Annotated in this window: 24 protein-coding genes, 1 other RNA gene and 1 pseudogene; 16 read left to right on the plus strand and 10 right to left on the minus strand. The window is 62.5% G+C overall.

Features of this window, described 5'->3' with window-relative positions:
- Positions 1–25 precede the first annotated feature (25 nt).
- Together ACZ51H_RS00895 and ACZ51H_RS00900 are read left to right on the plus strand one after the other, a co-directional pair.
- Entirely contained in the window at positions 26–1,618 is a 1,593-nt protein-coding gene (locus tag ACZ51H_RS00895) for a capsular polysaccharide export protein, LipB/KpsS family (RefSeq protein ID WP_464802166.1), read from the plus strand.
- Positions 1,611–2,879: a capsule biosynthesis protein gene (locus tag ACZ51H_RS00900; RefSeq protein WP_464802167.1), complete on the plus strand. Its 1,269-nt coding sequence runs from the start codon at positions 1,611–1,613 to the stop codon at positions 2,877–2,879. The genes ACZ51H_RS00895 and ACZ51H_RS00900 overlap by 8 nt, the downstream gene beginning before the upstream one ends.
- Before the next feature lie 243 nt (positions 2,880–3,122).
- Here the strand turns inward: ACZ51H_RS00900 and ACZ51H_RS00905 are convergent.
- Positions 3,123–3,716 (minus strand): annotated as a pseudogene (locus ACZ51H_RS00905) (phosphotransferase family protein); the annotation flags it as partial.
- Between the two features lie 58 nt (positions 3,717–3,774).
- On the opposite strand from ACZ51H_RS00905, the gene ACZ51H_RS00910 reads away from it, so the two are divergent.
- Positions 3,775–4,521, plus strand: coding sequence for an HAD-IIB family hydrolase (locus tag ACZ51H_RS00910; RefSeq protein ID WP_449471214.1), 747 nt, complete (start codon positions 3,775–3,777; stop codon positions 4,519–4,521).
- Positions 4,522–4,620: 99 nt separating this feature from the next.
- On the opposite strand, the gene ACZ51H_RS00915 is transcribed toward ACZ51H_RS00910, so the two are convergent.
- Together ACZ51H_RS00915 and ACZ51H_RS00920 are read right to left on the minus strand one after the other, a co-directional pair.
- A complete protein-coding gene (locus ACZ51H_RS00915; protein WP_464802168.1) occupies positions 4,621–5,793 on the minus strand; it encodes a glycosyltransferase in 1,173 nt (390 codons plus the stop codon).
- A 58-nt stretch (positions 5,794–5,851) separates the two neighbouring features.
- Positions 5,852–6,415, minus strand: a complete 564-nt coding sequence (locus ACZ51H_RS00920; RefSeq protein ID WP_449471217.1) for a helix-turn-helix domain-containing protein — start codon at positions 6,413–6,415, stop codon at positions 5,852–5,854.
- A gap of 100 nt (positions 6,416–6,515) precedes the next feature.
- Here ACZ51H_RS00920 and ACZ51H_RS00925 point away from each other — a divergent pair, with 100 nt between their 5' ends.
- Positions 6,516–6,974 carry a DUF6456 domain-containing protein gene (locus ACZ51H_RS00925; protein ID WP_464802169.1) on the plus strand — a complete coding sequence of 153 codons (459 nt, stop codon included), beginning with the start codon at positions 6,516–6,518 and terminating at the stop codon, positions 6,972–6,974.
- Between the two features lie 3 nt (positions 6,975–6,977).
- On the opposite strand, the gene ACZ51H_RS00930 is transcribed toward ACZ51H_RS00925, so the two are convergent.
- Genes ACZ51H_RS00930 through ACZ51H_RS00945 form a run of 4 tightly spaced genes read right to left on the minus strand, consistent with a single transcriptional unit; the run spans position 6,978 to position 9,609 of the window.
- Positions 6,978–7,523: an NUDIX hydrolase gene (locus ACZ51H_RS00930; protein WP_464802170.1), complete on the minus strand. Its 546-nt coding sequence runs from the start codon at positions 7,521–7,523 to the stop codon at positions 6,978–6,980.
- A complete protein-coding gene (locus tag ACZ51H_RS00935; protein WP_464802171.1) occupies positions 7,520–8,197 on the minus strand; it encodes a TPM domain-containing protein in 678 nt (225 codons plus the stop codon). The genes ACZ51H_RS00930 and ACZ51H_RS00935 overlap by 4 nt, the downstream gene beginning before the upstream one ends.
- A complete protein-coding gene (locus tag ACZ51H_RS00940) occupies positions 8,197–8,994 on the minus strand; it encodes a TPM domain-containing protein (protein ID WP_460987505.1) in 798 nt (265 codons plus the stop codon). The genes ACZ51H_RS00935 and ACZ51H_RS00940 overlap by 1 nt, the downstream gene beginning before the upstream one ends.
- A gap of 9 nt (positions 8,995–9,003) precedes the next feature.
- On the minus strand, positions 9,004–9,609 hold the full coding sequence (locus ACZ51H_RS00945; RefSeq protein WP_449471225.1) for a LemA family protein: 606 nt from the start codon (positions 9,607–9,609) through the stop codon (positions 9,004–9,006).
- A 102-nt stretch (positions 9,610–9,711) separates the two neighbouring features.
- On the opposite strand from ACZ51H_RS00945, the gene mscL reads away from it, so the two are divergent.
- The 11 genes from mscL to ACZ51H_RS01000 all read left to right on the plus strand — a co-directional run bounded on the left by mscL (position 9,712) and on the right by ACZ51H_RS01000 (position 18,293).
- Positions 9,712–10,140: a large conductance mechanosensitive channel protein MscL gene (gene mscL / locus ACZ51H_RS00950; RefSeq protein ID WP_196225374.1), complete on the plus strand. Its 429-nt coding sequence runs from the start codon at positions 9,712–9,714 to the stop codon at positions 10,138–10,140.
- A 145-nt stretch (positions 10,141–10,285) separates the two neighbouring features.
- Positions 10,286–10,561: a hypothetical protein gene (locus ACZ51H_RS00955; RefSeq protein ID WP_449471228.1), complete on the plus strand. Its 276-nt coding sequence runs from the start codon at positions 10,286–10,288 to the stop codon at positions 10,559–10,561.
- 139 nt (positions 10,562–10,700) lie between these two features.
- Positions 10,701–13,067, plus strand: a complete 2,367-nt coding sequence (locus ACZ51H_RS00960) for a chemotaxis protein CheA (RefSeq protein ID WP_464771885.1) — start codon at positions 10,701–10,703, stop codon at positions 13,065–13,067.
- A 10-nt stretch (positions 13,068–13,077) separates the two neighbouring features.
- On the plus strand, positions 13,078–13,515 hold the full coding sequence (locus ACZ51H_RS00965; RefSeq protein WP_464802172.1) for a chemotaxis protein CheW: 438 nt from the start codon (positions 13,078–13,080) through the stop codon (positions 13,513–13,515).
- Positions 13,516–13,592: 77 nt separating this feature from the next.
- Positions 13,593–13,958, plus strand: coding sequence for a response regulator (locus tag ACZ51H_RS00970; protein WP_196225378.1), 366 nt, complete (start codon positions 13,593–13,595; stop codon positions 13,956–13,958).
- A gap of 54 nt (positions 13,959–14,012) precedes the next feature.
- A complete protein-coding gene (locus tag ACZ51H_RS00975) occupies positions 14,013–15,095 on the plus strand; it encodes a chemotaxis protein CheB (RefSeq protein WP_464802173.1) in 1,083 nt (360 codons plus the stop codon).
- On the plus strand, positions 15,092–15,964 hold the full coding sequence (locus ACZ51H_RS00980) for a CheR family methyltransferase (RefSeq protein ID WP_464802174.1): 873 nt from the start codon (positions 15,092–15,094) through the stop codon (positions 15,962–15,964). Before ACZ51H_RS00975 ends, ACZ51H_RS00980 begins: the two co-directional genes overlap by 4 nt.
- A 144-nt stretch (positions 15,965–16,108) precedes the next feature.
- Positions 16,109–16,807 carry an N-acetylmuramoyl-L-alanine amidase gene (locus ACZ51H_RS00985; RefSeq protein ID WP_464802175.1) on the plus strand — a complete coding sequence of 233 codons (699 nt, stop codon included), beginning with the start codon at positions 16,109–16,111 and terminating at the stop codon, positions 16,805–16,807.
- A 43-nt stretch (positions 16,808–16,850) separates the two neighbouring features.
- An RNA gene (gene rnpB, locus ACZ51H_RS00990) (RNase P RNA component class A) lies at positions 16,851–17,238 on the plus strand.
- 189 nt (positions 17,239–17,427) lie between these two features.
- The gene (locus tag ACZ51H_RS00995) at positions 17,428–17,976 is read left to right on the plus strand and encodes a J domain-containing protein (RefSeq protein WP_464802176.1); all 549 of its coding nucleotides are present in this window, start codon (positions 17,428–17,430) and stop codon (positions 17,974–17,976) included.
- Entirely contained in the window at positions 17,949–18,293 is a 345-nt protein-coding gene (locus tag ACZ51H_RS01000; RefSeq protein ID WP_464802177.1) for a (2Fe-2S) ferredoxin domain-containing protein, read from the plus strand. The genes ACZ51H_RS00995 and ACZ51H_RS01000 overlap by 28 nt, the downstream gene beginning before the upstream one ends.
- On the opposite strand, the gene ACZ51H_RS01005 is transcribed toward ACZ51H_RS01000, so the two are convergent.
- Both ACZ51H_RS01005 and ACZ51H_RS01010 read right to left on the minus strand, forming a co-directional pair.
- The gene (locus tag ACZ51H_RS01005; protein WP_464794299.1) at positions 18,286–18,717 is read right to left on the minus strand and encodes a hemerythrin domain-containing protein; all 432 of its coding nucleotides are present in this window, start codon (positions 18,715–18,717) and stop codon (positions 18,286–18,288) included. The two genes, ACZ51H_RS01000 and ACZ51H_RS01005, sit on opposite strands and share 8 nt — an antisense overlap.
- Before the next feature lie 130 nt (positions 18,718–18,847).
- On the minus strand, positions 18,848–19,459 hold the full coding sequence (locus ACZ51H_RS01010; RefSeq protein WP_449471240.1) for a superoxide dismutase: 612 nt from the start codon (positions 19,457–19,459) through the stop codon (positions 18,848–18,850).
- Between the two features lie 212 nt (positions 19,460–19,671).
- On the opposite strand from ACZ51H_RS01010, the gene ACZ51H_RS01015 reads away from it, so the two are divergent.
- Positions 19,672–20,235, plus strand: coding sequence for a urate hydroxylase PuuD (locus ACZ51H_RS01015; RefSeq protein WP_464802178.1), 564 nt, complete (start codon positions 19,672–19,674; stop codon positions 20,233–20,235).
- A gap of 143 nt (positions 20,236–20,378) precedes the next feature.
- Here ACZ51H_RS01015 and ispZ read toward each other — a convergent pair whose 3' ends face one another.
- Positions 20,379–21,026 carry a septation protein IspZ gene (ispZ, locus tag ACZ51H_RS01020; RefSeq protein WP_464802179.1) on the minus strand — a complete coding sequence of 216 codons (648 nt, stop codon included), beginning with the start codon at positions 21,024–21,026 and terminating at the stop codon, positions 20,379–20,381.
- Positions 21,027–21,038: the final 12 nt, after the last annotated feature.

Genomic DNA, 21,038 nt, shown 5'->3' on the forward strand with positions numbered 1-21,038 from the left:
CTGGGTGCGGACGGGATTTGACGAAGTGACGCCGCTGCCCTTCCTGCGATCGCCGCCCTTTCCCGGAATTGCCCCGCGCGTGGCGGCGGTGAGCATTCTGCGCGAGCGGGCGAGTGAGCCGGATGAGGTTCCAGACAGCGTTATCGACCAGATCGCGGCGGCGCGGGTTGGCGGGGCCTTTTGGGGTCGCCAGCGCGAGGGCGTGAGGCTCGTCGCGCGAGCGGGGTGTCGTTTTCCCCGCGAGGGCTTGAGGCTGGATGAGATTGTGATTCTTCCGCTGCGGCAGTCAGCCAAGGCGTATGATCCCTGGGCGCTGGTGGCGCAGGCGCGCTCCGTCCACGCGGCGGCCGACGATGAGCTGGCGATCATTGCGGGGATGCTGGGCGTTGCTGTGCATGGACCTGATGGGGAAGTGATCGCGCCTGAACGGCTTCGGCTGGCGGCAAAGCGAGCGGTCGCGGCGGCCAGCTACCGGGATTGTTTCAGCGGCCAGGTGGTGGGCGTCGAGCAAGCCGTCGCGCAACTGGCGGAGTGGGGCCGCCATCTGCAAGGCAACCGGCATATCGCCGCCGCCAGCGGCATGGCTTTCTGGAAGCGCGAAGCGATGCGGCGGTTCATATGGGATGGGGTGCGTTCGCCGCCCTTCCTTTCCCCACGCGCCGGGGTGCGGCGCGCAAGGCGCGAGGGTGGGGCGCTGGCGGTCTGGCCATCGCGGGTGCCATCGTCCTTGCAGGCGGACGCGCCGGACGTTGCGGTTGCGCGGGTGGAGGATGGCTTCTTGCGGTCGAAGGGGCTGGGGGCCGCGCTGACGCCGCCGGGGTCGGTCGTCATCGACCGGTCTGGTATCTATTATGATGCGGGCGGGCCGAGCGATCTTGAGACGTTGCTTGCAACACATGCTTTTTCACCGGCGCTAGTGGAGCGCGCCGCTCGGCTCCGTGCGATGATCCGGGCGTCTGGCGTCACCAAATACGGACAGGATGGCGGGTCGATGCCCAGCCTTCCAACGGCCAAGCGCACGGTGCTGGTCGTCGGGCAGGTGGAGGATGATCTGTCGGTCCAGCTTGGCGGCGCTGGGGTCGAGGGCAATCTGGGCCTGTTGAAGCGGGCGCGGCGGGCTGAGCCGGATGCCCATATCATCTACCGGCCCCATCCCGATGTGCAAGCCGGGCTGCGGCGCGGGCATTTGAGCGACGCCGTCGTGCATGAACATGCCGACGCGCTCGATTGTGGCGCACCGCTGATGACATTGGTGCAGGCGGTGGACGAAGTGCATGTGCTGTCATCGCTCACCGGGTTCGAGGCACTGCTGCGAGACCGGCCTGTCACGGTGCATGGCATGCCATTCTACGCCGGATGGGGCCTGACGCGAGACCTGGCCGAGCCCAATCCGCGTCGAGGGCGCAAGCTGACGATCGACCAGCTTGTGGCGGCCGCCCTGATTCTCTATCCACGTTACCTCGACCCGGTAACAGGTCTGCCCTGCGGCCCCGAAATCATGGTGGAGCGTTTGGGTAGTGGATCGACGTCATCAATTTCATGGCTGATCCGAATGCGGACGCTACAGGGGAAAATTAGAAGATTTATGACTTTGTCTGCCGAGCATCTCCATGGCTGACGGCCAAGCCAAGACCTTCCTTTTTCTTCAGGGACCGCATGGACCCTTTTTCGCGATGCTGGCGGACGCCTTGCGGGCGCGGGGGCATGGCGCGCTGCGGATCAACATCAACGGCGGCGACAAGGTCGATTGGCCGGGCGAAGCGACCGATTATCGTGGTTCCTTCCGCAACTGGCCGCTCTTCTTTGACGATTATATCGTCCAGCATGGCGTCACCGACCTGATCCTGTATGGCGATTGCCGCCCCTATCATGCGTCCGCGCACAAGATGGCGCGGCTGCGCGGCTTGCGCGTCCATGTGCTGGAGGAAGGCTATATCCGGCCGGATTTCATGACGTTGCAAGAGGACGGGGTGAACGGCAATTCAACGTTGCCGCTCGACCCGCAATGGTATCTGGACGAGGCGCTGGGCCTGCCGCCGGAGGGCGGGCGGGAGCCGCAAATTCCTTCGACCTTCCGCAGGCGCGCGGTGAATACGACGCGCAATGGGCTGGCGTCGGCAATGATGTGGCCGATCTTTCCATTTTACCGCACGCATCGGCCGCAAAGCTTCCTGCTGGAGGCGGCGGGATGGTTCAAGAAGCTGATGCTGCGAAAGCGTGACGTGCGTTTGTCGCGGGCGCAATGGGAGACGATACGGGACAAGCCCTATTTCGCTCTGCCGTTGCAGCTGGATTCGGACTATCAGATTCGCGTCCATTCGCCGTTTGGCAATATGCGCGCGGCCTTGCGGTTCGTTATCAAGAGCTTCGCGCGATATGCACCTGAGGGCACTAACCTGTTGGTGAAGCGGCATCCGCTGGATTCGGGATTGGTCGCCTGGGAGCGGCTGACGCGGCGGCTCGCAGCCCGATATGGTGTCGCGGATCGGGTCTATTATCTTGCAGACCTCGACATCGCGCAGGTGGTGGGCCGGTCGCTTGGCGTGGTGACGGTCAACAGCACGGTCGGCACGCTGGCGCTGAACAAGGGCAAGCCGGTGCTGGTGCTGGGACATGCTGTCTACAAGGTGCCCGGCGTTGTTTATAGGGGGACGCTGGACGAATTCTGGCTCGATCCGGGCGCGCCGGACCAGACTCTCTATGCGGCGTTCCGCCGGGTGCTGATCGACCGATGCCTGATCCGGGGCGGCCTGCTAAGCGATCAGGGCCTCGATATGCTGGTGAACAATGCCGTGGAGCGGCTTTGCGACGAGAGGCAGCAGGGGGAGCGCCGTTCGGATGGACCAGTGCGGCGGATCAATCTTGCGCGGGTCAGCTGAGGACCGGATTCGCGCGCCGCGTAGGGCGTTGTTCAGATAGCGGGTGAAGGCTGCATTGCGGACGGGAGGCCGCGCGCGGAGCCATGCTAGCGCGACGATGGGACGCCATCGGGAAAGCTGATCGGGCGTGACGCCGCTTTGCCTTTGATAGGCGAGGCCAAACTGACGGGCGGCCCAGTCGCGCCAGATGTTGGTGATGGGGTCGGCAGGGCCTTCGCCGAACCGCATCAACATCTCGCTCCTGACGGCATCGGCGGCGGGCACGCCGATCGCGGCCTTCGCCCAGTCGAGGACGACCAGCCCGTTATCATTGACCAGAATATTGTCGATGTGGAAGTCGCCGTGGAGGAGCTGATTGCCCTCTGGGAGGCGAGCGAGGTAATCGGTGGCGGCGCGCTTGAGCCGATCGGGCGCCGGGCCATATTCGATATCGGTTTTAAGCACGGACTTCACCGTGCGCAGTCCGGATGCCGAGCGACCGTGCATCTTATGGAAGAGGCGAGCCATGTCCCGGAGGAGGGAGGCCGCCGAGAAGGGCTTCTTGCGAATGGCTCTGGCGACGGATGGGCCGTCTATCTTTGGATAGATGAGGGCGCGTTTGTCATCGACCTCGACGCGCGCGCGGGGTGCGGCGGTGGGGAGGCCGAGGGAATCGGCCAGTGTGGCAGCCGCCCTTTCGCGCTCGATCATTTCTTCGGACACGGCGGGATGGAAGATCTTGATGACTTTTCCGTCGCCAATATGAAAAACCTCCGAGCTCTGGCCACGGTCGAGCAGCAGCCAATCGCTTCCCATTTCCAACGACATGTGCTGCATCATTTCCTCACTTCCGTGCATTTGCCGATCGCTCAATTGATGATAGCTGCGCCGACATGGAGTCCAGGAGCTTGCCCAAATGAAAGAGTTGATCGCCTTTGATCTCGACGGAACGCTGGCGGAAAGCAAGCAACCTTTGGGCGAGGAGATGGGGGAGGCGCTGGCTGACCTGATGACGGTCGCGCATGTTGCAGTGATTTCCGGGGGTGACTGGCCGCAATTCGACAAGCAGGTAGCGAGCCGCCTGCCCGGCCGCGCGGACCTGTCGCGCCTGTGGCTGATGCCGACGACTGGCACCAAGCTTTTCACGCATCAGGCAGGCGCATGGACGCCAGTCTATGCCGAACTGTTCGACGAAGCGCAGAAGCAGAACATCTTCGCCGCCTTCGATCAGGCGCTGGAAGCGACCGGTTTCGTGCCGGAAGAAACATGGGGCGAACGGATCGAGGATCGGGGCAGCCAGATCACCTTTTCCGCGCTGGGCCAGCAGGCTCCTATCCATGCGAAGGAGGGATGGGACCCCGACTTTGCCAAGCGCCGTATCATTCAGGCCGACCTGCGGGAGCGTCTGCCCGGCCTGTCGATCAACATGGGCGGCGCGACATCGATCGACATCACGCGCGAGGGTGTGGACAAGGCCTATGGCCTCAAGAAGTTGCGCGACGCGAGCGGCATCGCTCTGGATGCGATGATGTTTATTGGCGACGCGATCTTTCCGGGCGGCAATGACTATCCGGCCAAGGAACTGGGGCTGGACACGGTGCGCGTGCGTGACCCGGAAGAGACGCTGTCCGTGATCGCTGCCATTGTTTCCTGCCAGAAGTGACCGATTTACACTGATGCCGAGCGCCCTCGGTTGCGGCTTGCGGCCCATGATCTGAGAGGGGCGGGGGGTGTCCTTCACAGGCGAACCCCTCCACCCGGCCTAGCCGTTGCGGGCGATGCCCTTCAGATGATGGAGCAGAAGGTCGGCATTGGCTTGCCAGGTGAAGCGCAGTGCTGCATCGCGCACCGCTTCGCGCTCGGGCGGGTTGTAGAGAATCTCTCCGATCGCGGCCGCGATAGCTTCCGGGTCCCGGTCAACGATCCGACCTGCTTCCGGTCGGTCGAGCAGTTCGCGCGCGCCACCAACATCGGTGATGACGATCGGCGTACCGCAGGCGAGCGATTCGACCCAGGCGTTCGCGAGCCCCTCGGACGAGGAGGGCAGCGCCATCACATCGGCCGCGGCATAAATGCGCGGCAGGCGGTCATGCGGGACGGAGCCGAGGAAGCCGATGCGTCGGTCAACGGCCAGTTCCTCCGCCTGCTTTTCCAGCGCCCGGCGATATTGACCCTGACCAGCGAAGAGCAGGGTGATGCCGGGCAGACGCGGAAGCGCCTGCACCAGCAGTTCCTGTCCCTTGCGTGGAATGAGCGCGCCGACGCACAGAACCACGGGGCCTTCAAAGCCCAATGCTTCCTTGGCGGCGGCGCGATCGGCCAGTTCAAAGCGATCAAGATCGACGCCGGTATAGTGAACGCGGATCTTTTCCGCGTCCATGCCCAGCTTGACCATCGACCGGCGCATTGCGCTGGACACGGCGAGCAGGCCCGCCGCTTCCGCCCCGGCGCGTTTCACCATGCCGCGCGTGTCGCGCCGTTTGCCCCAATAATGGATGTCGGCGCCGCGCGCCTTGACGGAATAGGGGATGCCGAGGGCGCGTGACAGGCGCTGCGCCACGGGGCCGTCGGGGAAGAAGAAGCTGGCGTCGATGACGTCGAAGGGCTGCTGTTCATGCAGATGGCGTACCAGCGGCAGGATCGCGCGCGTCATGCTGCCGACATTGTAGCGCGCGCCGATCTTCGGGATCGTCGAAAAAATCGGGCGGTAGACGGTGAGGTTCTGCCACCGTTCCTTGCGCGGCAGGGCGCGGAGCGGCGCATATTGATTGCCAAGGCCAATCGGCCAGATCGGAACCCCGAGCGGCGCGATCACCGTGACATTGACATCGGGGCGGCTGGCGAGTTCCCGCGCCTGCCGTTCGACGAACACCCCGAAATTCGGACGGCTCATGTCCGGGAACAGGGTCGAGAGCGTAAGGACATTCAGCGTCATGCTGTCCCCCTTAAGGCATCGCGGTTAATCGAGAGTTAGGGCTGAAGCGCGGCTTTGGCTACAATTGTCTCACCAATTGAACCGCCACGGCGCCCCAGGGTGGGTCGCTGATCACCTGCTGACGGCTGCCACTGCCGAGCGGCAATATTTGCAACTTGTCACCCTCTCGCCCGATCAGTCTGCCGAAGACGAAGCGTCCGGCATGGCGTGGCAGCAATATGTCGCGGTTCAGCGCGCTTGCAAATTCGTCCGGGCCGATGCGGCGGCACCAGATTTCATCGCCGCTGCGATAGTCGCCGATGCTGGCCGAGACCTGGACGCCGATCATCGCGTCGGCGGGCACAGGTGGGGGGAAGGACAGGCTTCGGGTGGGCGCGCGGGCGCCTTCCGGGCCGAGCAGCGCCGCGACCGGCACTACGCTTTGGCCCGGCAGCGCTACCAGCTCGGACGAGCCAACGCCCAGAGCGTCGGCAATGCGATTTAGCCAGTTGACCGATACGGTTCGCGTGCCGGTTTCCAGCCTGCCGATCGTCTGCGCCGTGGTTGCAGGGCGGCAGAGCGCAGCAACCTGCTCCAGCGTCAAACCCTTGGCTTTTCGAACTTCTCTAATCCGGGTGATCATGCCTATTCCCGATTTTTCACCTATTTGGTTTTTCGTCTTTCCTACAAATGGTTCGTCGTGGCAAGCCCCTTCGCATCACTCATGCATAAGGAGGAAGCCGATGCGAAGCCAATATGTGGAGCAGAAGATCGAGGACCCCGCAGGACATGTCCAGACGGTGGCGGTGAATATGGGCGAATCGCCGCTGGCATGGCTGCATGCACGTGGTCACCTGAGCGAGCGCTATTTCAGGGCGGGGGAGTTGTTGCGCGCTGACTGGGAGAAAGCGGGGCTGGGGCCGCGCGTCACCATGCGATGGGACCCAGCGCCTACCACGGGTGGCCGAAGAAATGGTTCGGGAGTGCCGGATCCCAGCATGGCCCAGTTGTCCGCGCGGGAGCGTTTTCATGCCGCCATCGCTGCCGCAGGGCCGGGGCTTAGCGACATATTATGGCGGGTTGCCTGCGCTGGCGAGGGGCTGGTCGCGGCGGAGCGGGCGCTCGGATGGCCGAGCAGGGCGGGCAAGCTGGTCCTGACACTGGCGCTGGAGAGGGTAGCCGCTTGGTATCGCGTGCCGTGACGTTTAGCGGCTCAGCTCGGCACCGAGGAGCAGCAGCAGTTTGACGTCGATGGCAAAGCCCTCGGTACGCCAGGCGGCGATCTGCCCCGCCAATTGATCCAGTGGAACGCGGTGGACGCGGATATCTTCCCCGTCCACGCCTCCACCATCGCCCGTCTTTTGCAGATCATGGGCGCGGAAAAGGCAGAAGCTTTCCGACACCATGCCGGGCGAACTGTAGAATTCGCCAGCGGCCTCCATGTGACCTGCGCGGTATCCGGTTTCCTCTTCCAGTTCGCGGATGGCCGCGCGTTCGGATGCCTCGCCTTCGTCATCATCGCCGACAAGGCCAGCGGGCAGTTCGATGCAGCGGCGGCCAAGCGGCACCCGGAATTGGTCGACGAGCAGCACATGCCGCCGCCCTTCCGCATCCTCGTCGATGGCGAGGATGACGGCAGCATGGATGCCGCGCGCCCGGCCGACATATTCCCATCTGCCGCGACGCTTGGCGGTGATGAAACGGCCAGCCCACATGATTTCTTCCGGGGCGGCCATATCCTGTTCACTCATAATTCGATCAGCCTGTCGGGCAGTTCATTGATGTCATCATGCTCGCGCGGGAAATGCGTCGCGAGGACGGCGCCGACCTGACGCACGGCCTGTGCTAGCCCTTCACCTGGCTGGCCTGCCCGGATCGCATCGATCAGCGCCGCCATCGCATCGCCCCACGCTTCGGGCGCGACTTTTTCGTTAATCGCGCGGTCGGCGACGATCTCGGCTCGATGCTCGTCAAGCGAGAGATAGATGAGGACGCCCGTGCGCCCGCGCGTGCGGGCTTCGGCGGCGGTGCGGAAGAGAAGGATCGCGCGGCGGCGTACCCGGCGGGCCTTGGTGGCACGCGGCGTCATCAGCATCCGCAGCGGCATGATGGCGAGCAGATAGCGGACCACGAGAAACGTCAGGATAAGAAGGCCGGTCAGGCTTAGGATGAGCTTCCAGTCGGCAAGCTCATGTTCCCAATCCAGCAGCAGAGTGGACAGAAAGGCGCGCAGCTGCGCCGGGAACGCGGCCACGGAAGACAAAGCGAGGAATATGGCCACCACCGCCCAGCTGAGGCCGACGTCATGATAGCTGTCGGAACGGCGCGTGACGATCGTCACGATCTCGCCGGATGTTTGTGCCTCTGCTTCCTTGACGGCGGTGGTGACAACGTCGTGGTCGGCCTGATTGAGAAGGACTTGCATCACCAGCCCCCCGAGGCGCCGCCGCCGCCGAAACTGCCGCCACCTGAAAAGCCGCCTCCGCCACCGCCCCAGCTTGATCCGCCCCCGCCGCCAGAGCCCCATCCAGAGCCCATGCCGGGACCCCAGATAATGACAGGCGCGCCGCCACCACGGCGATAGCGCTTGCCGCCGCGCGCTCGTGACAGCAGTGGCAGCAGGACGAAGAAGATAAAGAACATGATGATCCAGAAGCCGAGGATGCCGCCGCCTCCGCTATCCTGCTGGCGGGCTTCGGCCTCCGCCTGCACGGCACGTGCTCGCGCCTGGTCCGGGGGCAGGGCGAGCAGCGACGTGATCTGATCGACGCCCGCGTCGATCCCGCCCGCCATGTCGCCAGCCTTGAAGCGGGGCGTGATCGCGTTGCGGATAATCTGCGACGACAGCGCGTCCGTCAGTATGCCTTCGACGCCATAGCCGACCTCGATCCGCACCTTGCGTTCATTGGGTGCGATGATCAGCAAAACGCCCTGGTTATTCTTGTCGCCAATCCCCCAGGCGCGGCCGAGGCGGTAGCCATAGTCCGATATGTCATAGCCTTGCAGGTCTGGAATGGTGGCCACCACCAGCGACCGCCCGCTCGCCTGCTTCTGCGCGATCAGCTTCTGGCTGAGCGCCTGTTCCTGCGCGGGGTCGAGGATGTTCGCGGCATCCACCACGCCCTTGTCGTCGAACTTCGGAAAGCTCTGGGCTCCGGCGGACGGAGCCATGCCAAGCATCGCTGACAGGAGCGCGAAGATCAGGAGCAGGCGGCGGAGCATCGCTGGCGCTTACTTGCTGAAGTCGACCTTGGGCGCTTCTTCGGCTCCCGGCGTGGTTGCCTGGAAGGGGGTCATCGGCTTGGCGCCATAGATGATCTTGGCACCGATCGCGTCAGGGAAGGTGCGGATGCGCGTATTATAGGCTCGCACTGCTTCATTATAGTCCCGAATGGCGACGGCGATGCGGTTCTCGGTGCCTTCCAGCTGTGACTGGAGGTCGAGGAAATTCTGGTTGGTCTTGAGGTCGGGGTAAGCCTCCACCGATGCAAGAAGCCGCCCGAGGCCCTGGCTCAGTTGCGCCTGCGCTTGCTGGAATTGTTGGACCTTGGCGGGGTCGGAGAGATCCTCGGCGTTGACCTGTACCGATGTCGCCTTGGCGCGCGCCTCTGTGACCTTCACCAGCGTGTCCTGTTCCTGCTTGCCGGCCGCCTTCACGGTGGCGACCAGATTGCCGATCAGGTTGGAGCGGCGCTGATATTGCGCCTGAACGTCGGCCCATTTGGCTTTGGCCGCTTCCTCCGCAGTGGGGACGCTGTTGATGCCACAGGCGGACAGCGCAAAAGCTGTCAGCAAAGGCAGGAGGAAAGCAGGGGAAAATCGGCGCAGGATCGTCATGGAACATCCTCGGCATTGTTACGATGTCGGAAATAGGTGGTTGTCGAAGCGGGTGCAACGGCTCATCCTGTTAAACACGCAATCAGTGCAAGGGGTTCTCACATGGGACTGATTTCCGAATTCAAGACATTCATCAACCGGGGCAGCGTGATCGACCTGGCTGTGGGTGTCATCATTGGCGGCGCCTTCGCCACCATCACCAAGTCGTTGACCGATGACCTGATCATGCCGGTGGTGGGCTATCTGTTCGGTGGGGCGGACTTTTCCCGCTATTTCATCCGGCTCGGCGACATACCGGCCGGGTTCAAGGGCAATCCGGAAAGCTATGCCGACCTCAAGGGCGCAGGGGTCGCCATGTTGGGGTGGGGCGAATTCCTGACCGTGCTGGTCAATTTCCTCATCCTCGCCTTCATCATCTTCCTGCTGGTGAGGGCAGTGAACAGGCTGATGCCCAAGCCCGATGAGGCGCCTGCTGCAACCCCGGAGGAGGTGCTGCTGCTCCGTGAAATTCGCGATAACCTCAAAAAATAATTCGTTTCTGCGACGAAAGGAGCCTGCGGCGGGAACCATCTGCCGTGCGACCAGTTGATCGCGGTCAGAGTTCTGGGTGCTTTGCGCGGCCGGAATTCTTGCCGAATGACGTCAGCCCCAGGGGGGCGCAACAGGAGAACACGCCGTGAAAACCATCGTCTCAGTCCTCGGCCTTGCCAGCTTGATCGCGCTTGCTGCGTGCGATTCCAAGCAGGAAAACAAGGTCGAGAACGCATACGAGAATCAGGCGGACGCCATCGACAACCAGGCCAGCAACATGGAAGCGATGGCCGATAACCTGTCCGGCAATGCCGAGAGAGCCGCTGAGAACGCCGCCGACGCTTTGGAGAACAAGGCCGAGGCCACTCGCGAAGCGGGTGAACGCGCTGCCGATGCCGTCGAAGAGAAGACGGAGCGCTAAGCTTTCGCTTTCCCAAGCCGGAAAGGGCGTCGCGATGATGATCGCGGCGCCCTTTTTGCTGGCTGTTCAACGTCTTTAACGAGCCTTTAACCACGCCTTCTCCATGGTGCCGTCGCGCGCATCCGTGAAGGCCAAGGGAATGGACGAACTACTTCAGGAATTCATTGCCGAGACACAGGAAACGCTGGAAGCCCTGGCGGGCGAGGTCGTTGCCTGGGAGGCCGATCCCAGCGATCGCGACCGGCTGGACGCCATTTTCCGCTTCTTCCATACGGTAAAGGGCAGCTGCGGCTTCCTCAACCTGCCGCGTTTTGAACGGCTGAGCCATGCGGCCGAGGACGTGCTGTCGGAAATCCGCGCTGGAAACCGTACCGCCGATCCGGCGACGGTGAGCGCCGTGCTGGGCATTATGGACCGGATCGCCGAACTTGCCGAGGCGGTGGCGATCGGCGCTGCGCTGCCGGATGAAAATGACGACTATCTGATTGGCGCCCTCGCCGCACGCGAGGAAGGACCGGTGGCGGCGACGGACGTTGCTCCCGCGATCGAGGCTGTGCGTCAGGGCGGCGCGCAGGCGGTGCCCCGGACCATCCGCTTGCCGCTATCGCTGATCGATCAGTTGATGAACGGCGTGTCGGACATGGTGCTGGCGCGCAACGAACTGTCCCGCAAGCTGCGCGAACGGTCGAGCGACCCTGAGCTGGAAAGCAGCTTCGAACGGCTTTCCACATGCGTTGCCGACATGCGGGACGCCATTTCCAAGACACGGATGCAGCGCGTGGAGCGGCTGTTTACCGCCATTCCGCGCATGGTGCGTGATCTGGGCCGCGAACTGGGCAAGAGGATCGACCTGGTCCTTGAGGGCGGCGACGTCGAAATGGACCGCGAGATGGTGGAGATGGTGGTCGATCCGCTGACCCACATTGTGCGCAACAGCATCGATCATGGCATCGAAATGCCCGAGCAGCGCAAGGCGCTGGGCAAGCCAGAAGCCGGGACGCTGAAGTTGCAGGCACGCCAGTCGGGCAACCAGATCGTGATCGAGGTCAGCGACGACGGGCAGGGTATCGACACCCGGCGGCTGGTGGAAAAGGCAGTCTCAGCAGGCAAGCTGACCCGCGATGCCGCCGCCAGAATGAGCGAGGCTGAAAAGCTGGAGCTGATCTTCCAGGCCGGGCTGTCGACCGCCAGCCATGTGACCGCGATATCGGGCCGGGGGGTCGGAATGGATGTGGTGCGCGCCAATGTGGAGCGTATCGGCGGCGTCATCGCGCTGCACAATGAGCTGGGGCGGGGATTGCGGATCGTGCTGCGCGTTCCGTTGACGCTGACGATCATTCCGGGCCTCATCATTCGATCTGGGGGGCTGCACTTCGCCATTCCGCGCGCGGCGGTGGTCGAGATACTGCACGATAATAACGAGACGCTGCACGTCGCCGAAGTCGGTGGCGCGAAGATCGCGACGATCCGTTCGGTGCGTCATTCGATGATCGATCTGGAAGATGTTCTGGGAATGGAGAAGTCCGCTCAGCCGGGTCCGCGCGCGATCATGGTGGTGCGATCCGCGACCGGCGTTCCCTTCGCTCTGGGTGTCGCCGCTGTCGATAACCATGAGGAACTGGTTATTCGTCCTGCCTCTCCGCTGGTCATGGCGACCGGCGTCTATGCGGGCATGACGCTGCCCGACAATGGCAAGCCGATGCTGCTGCTCGACGCGGCGGGCCTCGCCAATGCCGCGCGCCTGCCGAATGTTGCGGATGAACGGGCCAATGATCAGGCAGATGACAATGACGATGGCGCTGTCCGGGTCGAGATGGTGTCGGCCCTGCGTTTTGAGGAGCTGTCGGGCGAACGACGGCTGATCAAGCTGTCGCTGGTTGAGCGGGTGGAGGACGTTGACGCGTCGCTCTTTGGTCGTTCGGGCGCTCATGCCTTTGTGCGGCTGGATGGACGGCTGGTGCCGGTGGCCAACGGCGCGCATAAATTTACTGCCGATCATGTTTCGGCGCTGCGGCTTCGGGATGGCAATCAGGAAGCCTGCTATCCGGTCGCCGCTGTTCTCGACATCGTGGAAATGCCTGCCGTGCCCGACATGGTCGCCCTGCAAGGCGTGCTGAGCGGCGTCGCCATGGTCGATGGCGAACATCTTGAGGTCCTTAATCCCTTCGCGCTGTTTGCCTCTCTGCCAGATAGTAGCTTCGCAAGACGCGTTCGGGGACGGTGCGTCCTTGCTGACAGTGAGGATGGCTGGACGCGTGAAATATTGGCGCCCTTGCTGCGTCAGGCGGGCCATGAAGTCCTTTTGGGCCTGCCCCAGGATGAGACCGTCGATCCGGCGGACGTGGTTCTTTGTTCTGACCGTGACCTGACGCAGGCGGCCGAGATATTGGGATGCCGCATCGTTCAACTGCGCGCGTCACCAAAACCGGCGGGGCCAGAGGATGGCAGCATCTACCGCTATGATCAGGACGCCCTGATGGCGGCCATCACCGGCACCCGGCGCTAAGGAGGGATTTATGGAGCAGCTTTACCTTCTGGCGACATTGGCCGACACCCGCGTCGCCGTGGAGGCGAATGAGGTCGAGGCGGTCGTGAAGCTGGCCGACATCTCGCCGGTGCCCGGCATGCTGGGGCATGTCGCGGGACTGTCCGCCCTGCGCAGCCGCGTGCTGACGATCATCGACGTGCCTGCCCTTATCCTTGGCGCGCCGACACCGCCAGATCGGCGGGGCCTGGCGATCATCGCCGACATCAGCGGGCACAGCTATGGCCTGATGGTAGATGCGGTGCATGATATTTGCCAGGTGCCCGAAGGCGACCTGCCGCTGCGTGGGCAGTTGGATAAGGCCTGGGCACCTTATGCGCGGGCGATCGTCGAACAGGATGGGCATCCGCACCTGCTGGTTTCGCTGGCGAGCTTCATCGAGACCGGGCTGCTGGCACAGGCCGCATAAATTCCTGGCTCGTTTACGAATTACTCGGCTTTGGTGGCTAATCTTTCCTGCACGGGGAAAAATCCAAGGGACGCTTCATGAAAAACTGTCTGGTAGTCGATGATTCGAAAGTCATCCGCAAAGTTGCACGGCATATCCTGGAATCACTTGATTTGTCGGTAAGTGAAGCGGTGGATGGGCAGGATGCCCTGACCCAATGCGAAGCCGCAGCGCCGGACGTGGTCCTGCTGGACTGGAACATGCCGGTCATGAGCGGAATGGAATTTCTTCAGGCGCTTTCCACCGCGAAGGTAACCGCTCGGCCGAAGATCATCTTCTGCACCACTGAAAACGGCATCAGTCATATCAAGGCAGCCGTGGAGGCGGGCGCCGACGAATATGTGATGAAGCCGTTCGATCGCGAAACGCTTGAAAGCAAGCTGTCGATCGTGGGCGTCATCTGAACCGTTGATTCGCTGATTCGCCCCAGTTCTTTCCTGTCGCCAGAAAGCCCATCAATGTCCGCCGTCACGCCTATCCTGGCCAGCCAGAGCAGACCGCAGGTCCGCGTAATGGTTGTCGACGATTCCGTCGTGGTGCGGACAATGATCGCGCGTATCCTGGATAGTGATCCGGCATTTTCGGTGGTTCACAAGACCAACAGCGCCGAACATGCATTGGGCTATCTGGCCGCGCATGAGGTCGATCTGGTCCTGTTGGACATCGAGTTGCCGGGGCAGAGCGGATTGTCGGCGCTTCCCGCCCTTCTTCGCGCGAATCCCGGCGGCAAGGTGGTCATCCTTTCCGGAAATTGCGAGGAAGGCAGCGGAGCCGCGATCGAGGCACTGGCGCTGGGAGCGAGCGACATTTTCACGAAGCCCGGCAGCGGTTGCTTCGGCGAACAGTTTCCCCAGGTGCTGATCGATCGGCTGTCGCGCCTGTTCGGCGCCAATCTGGCACAGGCGGCTGAGGCGCAGCCGGTCGTCATGGCGGCGAGCAAGCCCACCGCTCCGCTCGCCTGCCTCGGCATCGGTGCTTCGACAGGCGGTATCCACGCGCTGGGCCAGTTGTTCGCCGGTATGACCGAGCCGCTGGGCGTGCCGATCTTACTGACCCAGCATCTGCCGGTCAGCTTTACATCCTATTTCGTACAGCAGCTTGCCCGGATGACCAGCCTGCGCGTGAAGGTTGGCGAACAGGGCGAAATGCTGGTGCCCGATACCATCTATGTCGCGCCCGGCGACGCCAATTTGCAGGTCCGCCGGGGGCTATATGGGCGGGTGATGGTCACGCTGAATCCCCAGCGCACGCCTGCGGGAAACCTGCCCGGCGTCGATCCGATGTTCACCACCATGGCCGAAGCCTATGGGCCAGGCGCAGCAGGCGTCGTCCTGACCGGGATGGGCCGTGACGGCACGGTCGGCGGACATGACATCGTTGACGCAGGCGGTTGGATCGTGGCGCAGAATGAAACGAGCAGCGTCGTTTGGGGCATGCCGGGATCGGTGACAGCGGCTGGGCTCAGCTGTGCGTTGCTGGACCCCTATGCCATCATGGATTTCGTCGCGCGGCGCGGAAAGAGCAGAGGTTTGACACATTGACCCTTTCGACCGATTCATCCTCGAGCGGCGCCGCCCGCATCTTTTCGGCTCTGCTGGAGGCGCGCACCGGGCAGATATTGTCGGAAAGCCGCGCATGGCGGATGGAAACGGCGCTGAAGCCGGTCATGCGCACCCATGGCCTTGCGGACATGGATGAACTGGCCGCCCGCCTCCTGGGCAATCGTGATCCGCGTCTGGAAGATGAGGTGATCAACGCGCTGCTCAACAACGAAAGCAGCTTTTTCCGCGATCTCCAGATCTTCGACATGATCCACCGGCATATCCTGCCGTCCTTTTATGCGGATCGGCGCGACCGGGTGCTGCGGATCTGGAGTGCGGGCTGTTCCACGGGTCAGGAAGTCTATTCCCTCGCGATTCAATTGCGCAACGACATCGCGCGCTGGCGTGGCTGGCGCATCGAAATACTGGCGACGGACATTTCGACCGCCGCCATAGATCAGGCGCGCAGCGGCGTCTTTTCGCAGATGGACGTTCAGCGCGGTCTTGCCGTTGGCGACCTGATCAAATGGTTCGAACCCGCTGGAGACAATTGGCGCGCCAGCCCGGAACTGCGCCGGATGATCGATTTTCGGACGGATAATCTGTTCGATGCGAAGGCCCCATCGGGTGAATATGACCTGCTTCTTTGCCGCAATGTGCTGCTTTATTTCACACCGGAACGCCGACAGGAGGTATTCCGCCTTCTGAAGCGGCATAGCCAGGAAAAGTCGGTGTTGTTGCTGGGAGCGGGCGAGACCGTGATCGGCCATAGCGAGGATTTCATTCCCCATCCTGAATTTCGCGGCGGATATGCGCGGCGGCTGGAAACGGCGCGGAAGAGCGACGAGGCGCTTCGCCGCGCCATCTGACCAAGGTTTCTCGCACATCGCCTCCCTGACGCTGGATCAGGGAAATGCTTGCGCTTGATCGGCCAATCGCTCTCGGTCATTGTCTGCGGCAGTTGCCCGTCCTGATGCGGCGGGGCGAGGACAGATGATGGTTACGGGTTTCCGATGAGCGACATTCCAATGATCGAAACGCCGTCGCCCAATTTTGACGACCGCAAGCTGCCCATATCCATGCTGGTGCTGCATTATACCGGCATGCCGGACGCCCAGAGCGCGATCAACTGGATGGCCAGCCCCGAATCCAAGGTGTCCGCCCATTATGTGGTGACCGAAGAAGGTGAGATCGTCCGCATGGTCGATGAAGCCAGACGAGCCTGGCATGCGGGCCGGTCCCACTGGCGCGGCACGGATGACGTCAATTCGGCGAGTATCGGGATCGAAATCGTCAATCCTGGCCATGAATGGGGTTATCGCCCCTTTCCCGACGCGCAGATTGAGGCGCTCATCCCGCTGATGCATGACATTGTGCAACGTCACGGCATCAAGCGTGGCAATATCGTCGGGCATAGCGACGTCGCCCCGGCGCGCAAGCAGGACCCGGGCGAGCTTTTCCCCTGGTGGCGGCTGTCCCGGCTGCGTCTGGCGCTGCCGCGTCCCACCCGCAATCTGATGGACCCGCTTTGGTCGGACAGTGCTTTCCTGCTGGCGCTGGAGCGCTTTGGCTATGACATTGCCGAGCCTGATGCGGCGGTGGTCGCATTCCAGCGGCGCTTCCGGCCGGAACTGATCGACGGGGTGATCGATGGCGAATGCCGCGCGATCCTGCTCGCCTTATTGCTGCCAAAGCCGAGGGGCGATGAATAAGCAGGGATGACGGGCGCGCGCAGTACGTGTATAGCGCGCCCCGCCAGAGGGCCGGGCGGCCGCGGCGTGGCGGGTAACTTCCACGGCGAGGAAAGTCCGGGCTCCACGAAATGACGGTGCCGGCTAACGGCCGGCTGGAGTGATCCAAGGGACAGTGCAACAGAAAGCAGGTCGCTACAGCTTCGGCTAAGCGAAATTGAAAGGGTGCGGTAAGAGCGCACCGCGTCTCCGGCAACGGAAGGCGGCACGGTAAACCCCACCGGGAGCAAGACCGAATAGGGGCGGCGCGCAGCTTTGACTGCTAGGCCAGTTTCGGCTGAGACCGCCCGGGTTGGTTGCTTGAGGGACGGAGCAATCCGTCTCCTAGAGGAATGGCCGCCCATCCATGGTGACATGGTGGACAGGACCCGGCTTACAGGCCCTCTGGCATTAGAATCCTCCCCGCGTGGAGCGGGGGGAGGGGGACCGTTTGCGCAGCAAATGGTGGAGGGGAAGAGGGATGACGTTGCGCATTTCCCCTCCACCGCCTGACGGCGGTCCCCCTCCCCATCTTGGATGGGGAGGATGTTATTTGAACCGCCGGGGTGGCGTTCTGCCTGCGGCTTACCTAATTGAGACCGATGGCACGAAGCAGCCGATCAAATGACTGGGGCTTTCCCCGCTGGCGCAGCTACGGCGCATCGCGTGAGGCGCAACAGGTGCGCATGTGCGATCGATATGGCTGTGACCAGCCGGGCAACTGCCCTGCACCCAAGTCGCCCAACAGCCCGGAACGCTGGTACTTCTGTTCCGATCATGCGGGCGAATATAACCGCAACTGGGACTATTTTCAGGGGCTGGACAAGGAAGAGCGGGAGCAGCGCGAGCGTGCCGAGCGCCGCGACGCTGGCGGCTATCAGGGCAGCGCCTATCATGGCTGGGGCGGGCCGGGTGACGGCACCCGGTCGCGGGATGAGCTTCACGCTTTGAAGGCGCTGGAGCTGGAGGACGATGCCGATTTCGAGGCGGTGAAAAAGAGCTGGCGGCGTCTGGCCAAGGAATATCACCCCGACGTCAAGCCGGGCGACGCGGACGCCGCCGTCCGTTTCCAGACGATCCAGGCCGCCTATGAAGTGCTGCGGTCGGCGGAGGAACGGCGTACGTGGAAGCCGCGGGAGACCGCGGATTGACGGATCATGTCCGGTCCAACTGGCAGAATGCGGTCCTGGTCTGCCGCAAATGTTCGAAGAAGCTGGATGGGGGCTTTGGTCCCGATGGGGACGAGCGGCTCGCCAAGGCGCTACGGAAGCGGTTGTCGCTGAAGAAAGGACGCAAGGCGGCGGCGGGGATTATCGAGGTGAATTGCCTCGGTGTTTGCCCCAAGGGGGCGGTGACCGTGGTCAATGGCGCGCAGGCGCGGGACTGGCTGCTGGTCCGGCAGGGCGCTGATCTGGACGAAGTCGCGCGAAGCTTGGGTCTTGCCCCGGCCGATCGTGGGGTCAGCTAGCCTGTTTGAGCGGCGGCTCCAGCCCCGCTTGGGCGAGCAGGGGCATCAGCAGTTTCTCTTCCTTGCGCATCCGGTTGAGCAAGGCATCGATGATCTGGCGGCTTTCGCGGCAAAATTCGGGCCATTCGCGCGCAATGCGATCATCGCTCCATCGGGACATATAGTGGGTGAAGTCCAGCGCCAGCGGCGCCATTTCCGCTTGCAGCTTCGCCGCTGTTTCCCGCAGAGGTGCATGCGCCTGCCGCTGCATCGCGGGATAGAAGATATGGTCTTCCAGGGCGAGATGGGACATTAATTGCCGGGCAAACTGCCAGCGGAAGGTGCCAAGCTGGCGAGGCGTGGCGTTGTCGGAAATTAGCTGCAAAAATCCATCAGCGGCTATGTCAAGCGCGTCATGTTGGCTTTGTAATTGCTGCAGGTCCATCGGCCGTTTCCAAACATAGGATAAGATGCTTTTCGCACGGCGCCGTTAATAATCCGTTCTTTCCGGCGGTTATTGACCGAGGGAGGCGCCGTCCGCCGCGCTTTTCGGGCAACGGACGGCGTGACAAGCATCAGCCCGGCTGATCGGCGCGGCTCGCGCCTTCGCCGTCCAGATTCAGCGCCACGAAATCCCAATCGATCGCGTCCTTCAGCAGGCGCTCGGCATAGTTGGGGCGCAGATTGCGATAGTCGATATAATAGGCATGCTCCCACACATCGAGGATCAGCAGCGGCGTGTGGCCATGCGCGACAGGGGTGTCGGCGTCATGATAGCTGGTGACTTCCAGCTTGCCGTCCTTCAGGATCAGCGCGGCCCAACCGCTCGCGAAATGGCCCACGGCCTCGGCCTTCAGCTTTTCGATCAAGGCATCGACCGAGCCGAAGCCTTCGTTGATGAGGGCGAGCAGCGTGCCGGTCGGCTGCTTCTTTTCCGGCGACAGCGACAGCCAGTAGAATGTGTGATTCCAGATCTGTCCGACCTGGTTGAACAGCGCGCCCTTGCTGCTCTTGATCAGCTCGACCAGCGACTTGCCCTGCAGGGCGGGGTCTGCGGCGACCAGTTCATTCGCCTTCACGACATAGGCATTGTGATGCTTGCCATGGTGATAGTCGAAGGTTTCAACCGAAAGAATGTCGCCAAAGGCATCCTTGGGGTAAGGCAGATTGGGCAGCACAAAGGCCATGTCGGAACTCCTCGGGTTCTTGGGATGGATGGCGGCATAACGGGTATGCCACCGAAAGGGTCCCGGCCCCGTAGCAGCCTTATTGCACTGCGGAAAACAGGATATTTTCGTTTAGCTGCATGGAAATATCCATGTGACAGCAGCGTAACGATGACATAGAATCATCGGTCAGGCCGTTCACAAATAGCGGCCGGATAATAGGGGACGGATCAATGGCAAAATTCTTTGGTAATTTGCATCTGGTGCTCGCCGTGGGGCTGGTGTTTGCGCTGGTGGTGATTTTCTCGGTTCCGGCGAACACGATTCCCGAGCAGGCGATCCTGCGCTGGCTCCACCTGTTTTTCGGCATCGTGTGGATCGGCCTTCTTTATTATTTCAACTTCGTCCAGATCCCGACCATGCCCAAGGTTCCGGCCGAACTGAAGCCGGGCGTGTCGAAGTTCATCGCGCCTTCGGCCCTGTTCTTCTTCCGTTGGGGGGCGGCGCTGACCGTGCTGACCGGGGCAACGATTGCCTGGCGCAGCGCCTATCTGGTGGAAGCGTTGACGCTTCAGCCGGGCTTCGTGCTGATCGGCGTCGGCATGTGGTTGGCGCTGGTGATGGCGTTCAATGTGTGGTTCATCATCTGGCCGAACCAGAAGAAGGCGCTGGGTATCGTCCCTGCCGAGGATGCGGTGAAGGCCAAGGCAGCGACCACGGCGATGATGTTTTCGCGCATGAACACCTTGCTGTCGTTGCCGATGCTTTACTGCATGGTGAATTTCAACGGCGGTTGATGAGAAATGCGCGGGCGGGGTTGGTTGAGGCTGGCTCCGCCCTGCGCTTTATATGATGTGCTCCTGCGAAGGCAGGGCCCCAATTCTGCCGTTTTAGCTAGGCTGCTGCCTTCGCAGGAGTACGGTAGTGTAAGGGGTCTACGTCACCCCTGCGGCGGGGTGGTTTCGCCGATTTCCTCGCTGTCCACATTGTTGCCCAGCGTCAGCCCATGGCGCGTAAGCATTGGGATATTGGCGAGGGCGAAGAGCAGCGAGACGATGGTGACGCCCCAGACTTTCACCGACAGCCATGCGTCGAAGGTCATCGAGTGGCGCATCAGTTCATTGGCGACCGCCATGGCGGCGAAAAAGAAGCCCCAGTTGCGCGACAGCTTGCGCCAGCCTTCGTCGGTAAGCCCGTCATAGGCGGCTTGCAGCAGATATTTGAGCAGTGCCTTGCCGCGGAGCAGCCCGCCGAACAGCATCAGGGCGAAGAAGCTGTAGATGATCGTCGGCTTGATCTGAATGAAGCTCTGATCCTGGAAATAGATGGTGAGGCCGCCGAAAAAGAGGACGAGCATCGCTGACAACCACAGCATCGGCGACACGCGGCCGAGCTTTATCTTCGAAATGATCACGGCGATGACGATCGCTGCCATGAAGGCGGCCGTGCTGAGGGTCATCGCGGTAATCGGATTGCCGGGACCCCAGATCCAGCCCGCGCCCTTGTAGCTCAGGAAGAAGACGAGCAGCGGGCCGAAGTCGAGCGCAAGGCTCAGATTGCCGCCGTGGGTGGGTTTTGTTTCAGTCATTGTGCATTTCCG

The organism is Sphingobium sp. TomMM15, assembly GCF_055397045.1.

What these genes read in the sequence shown, in the direction of transcription:
- ACZ51H_RS00965 (WP_464802172.1), top strand. Translation starts at nt 13,078, where the DNA reads ATGGAGCAGCTTTACCTTCTGGCGACATTGGCCGACACCCGCGTCGCC.
- ACZ51H_RS00975 (WP_464802173.1), top strand. Translation starts at nt 14,013, where the DNA reads ATGTCCGCCGTCACGCCTATCCTGGCCAGCCAGAGCAGACCGCAGGTC.
- ACZ51H_RS00960 (WP_464771885.1), top strand. Translation starts at nt 10,701, where the DNA reads ATGGACGAACTACTTCAGGAATTCATTGCCGAGACACAGGAAACGCTG.
- ACZ51H_RS01005 (WP_464794299.1), bottom strand. Translation starts at nt 18,717, where the DNA reads ATGGACCTGCAGCAATTACAAAGCCAACATGACGCGCTTGACATAGCC.
- ACZ51H_RS00920 (WP_449471217.1), bottom strand. Translation starts at nt 6,415, where the DNA reads ATGATCACCCGGATTAGAGAAGTTCGAAAAGCCAAGGGTTTGACGCTG.
- ACZ51H_RS00925 (WP_464802169.1), top strand. Translation starts at nt 6,516, where the DNA reads ATGCGAAGCCAATATGTGGAGCAGAAGATCGAGGACCCCGCAGGACAT.
- mscL (WP_196225374.1), top strand. Translation starts at nt 9,712, where the DNA reads ATGGGACTGATTTCCGAATTCAAGACATTCATCAACCGGGGCAGCGTG.
- ACZ51H_RS00935 (WP_464802171.1), bottom strand. Translation starts at nt 8,197, where the DNA reads ATGCAAGTCCTTCTCAATCAGGCCGACCACGACGTTGTCACCACCGCC.
- ACZ51H_RS00985 (WP_464802175.1), top strand. Translation starts at nt 16,109, where the DNA reads ATGAGCGACATTCCAATGATCGAAACGCCGTCGCCCAATTTTGACGAC.
- ACZ51H_RS00970 (WP_196225378.1), top strand. Translation starts at nt 13,593, where the DNA reads ATGAAAAACTGTCTGGTAGTCGATGATTCGAAAGTCATCCGCAAAGTT.
- ACZ51H_RS00940 (WP_460987505.1), bottom strand. Translation starts at nt 8,994, where the DNA reads ATGCTCCGCCGCCTGCTCCTGATCTTCGCGCTCCTGTCAGCGATGCTT.
- ACZ51H_RS00995 (WP_464802176.1), top strand. Translation starts at nt 17,428, where the DNA reads ATGGCACGAAGCAGCCGATCAAATGACTGGGGCTTTCCCCGCTGGCGC.
- ACZ51H_RS00900 (WP_464802167.1), top strand. Translation starts at nt 1,611, where the DNA reads ATGGCTGACGGCCAAGCCAAGACCTTCCTTTTTCTTCAGGGACCGCAT.
- ACZ51H_RS00910 (WP_449471214.1), top strand. Translation starts at nt 3,775, where the DNA reads ATGAAAGAGTTGATCGCCTTTGATCTCGACGGAACGCTGGCGGAAAGC.
- ACZ51H_RS00915 (WP_464802168.1), bottom strand. Translation starts at nt 5,793, where the DNA reads ATGACGCTGAATGTCCTTACGCTCTCGACCCTGTTCCCGGACATGAGC.
- ispZ (WP_464802179.1), bottom strand. Translation starts at nt 21,026, where the DNA reads ATGACTGAAACAAAACCCACCCACGGCGGCAATCTGAGCCTTGCGCTC.
- ACZ51H_RS01015 (WP_464802178.1), top strand. Translation starts at nt 19,672, where the DNA reads ATGGCAAAATTCTTTGGTAATTTGCATCTGGTGCTCGCCGTGGGGCTG.
- ACZ51H_RS01010 (WP_449471240.1), bottom strand. Translation starts at nt 19,459, where the DNA reads ATGGCCTTTGTGCTGCCCAATCTGCCTTACCCCAAGGATGCCTTTGGC.
- ACZ51H_RS00945 (WP_449471225.1), bottom strand. Translation starts at nt 9,609, where the DNA reads ATGACGATCCTGCGCCGATTTTCCCCTGCTTTCCTCCTGCCTTTGCTG.
- ACZ51H_RS00930 (WP_464802170.1), bottom strand. Translation starts at nt 7,523, where the DNA reads ATGAGTGAACAGGATATGGCCGCCCCGGAAGAAATCATGTGGGCTGGC.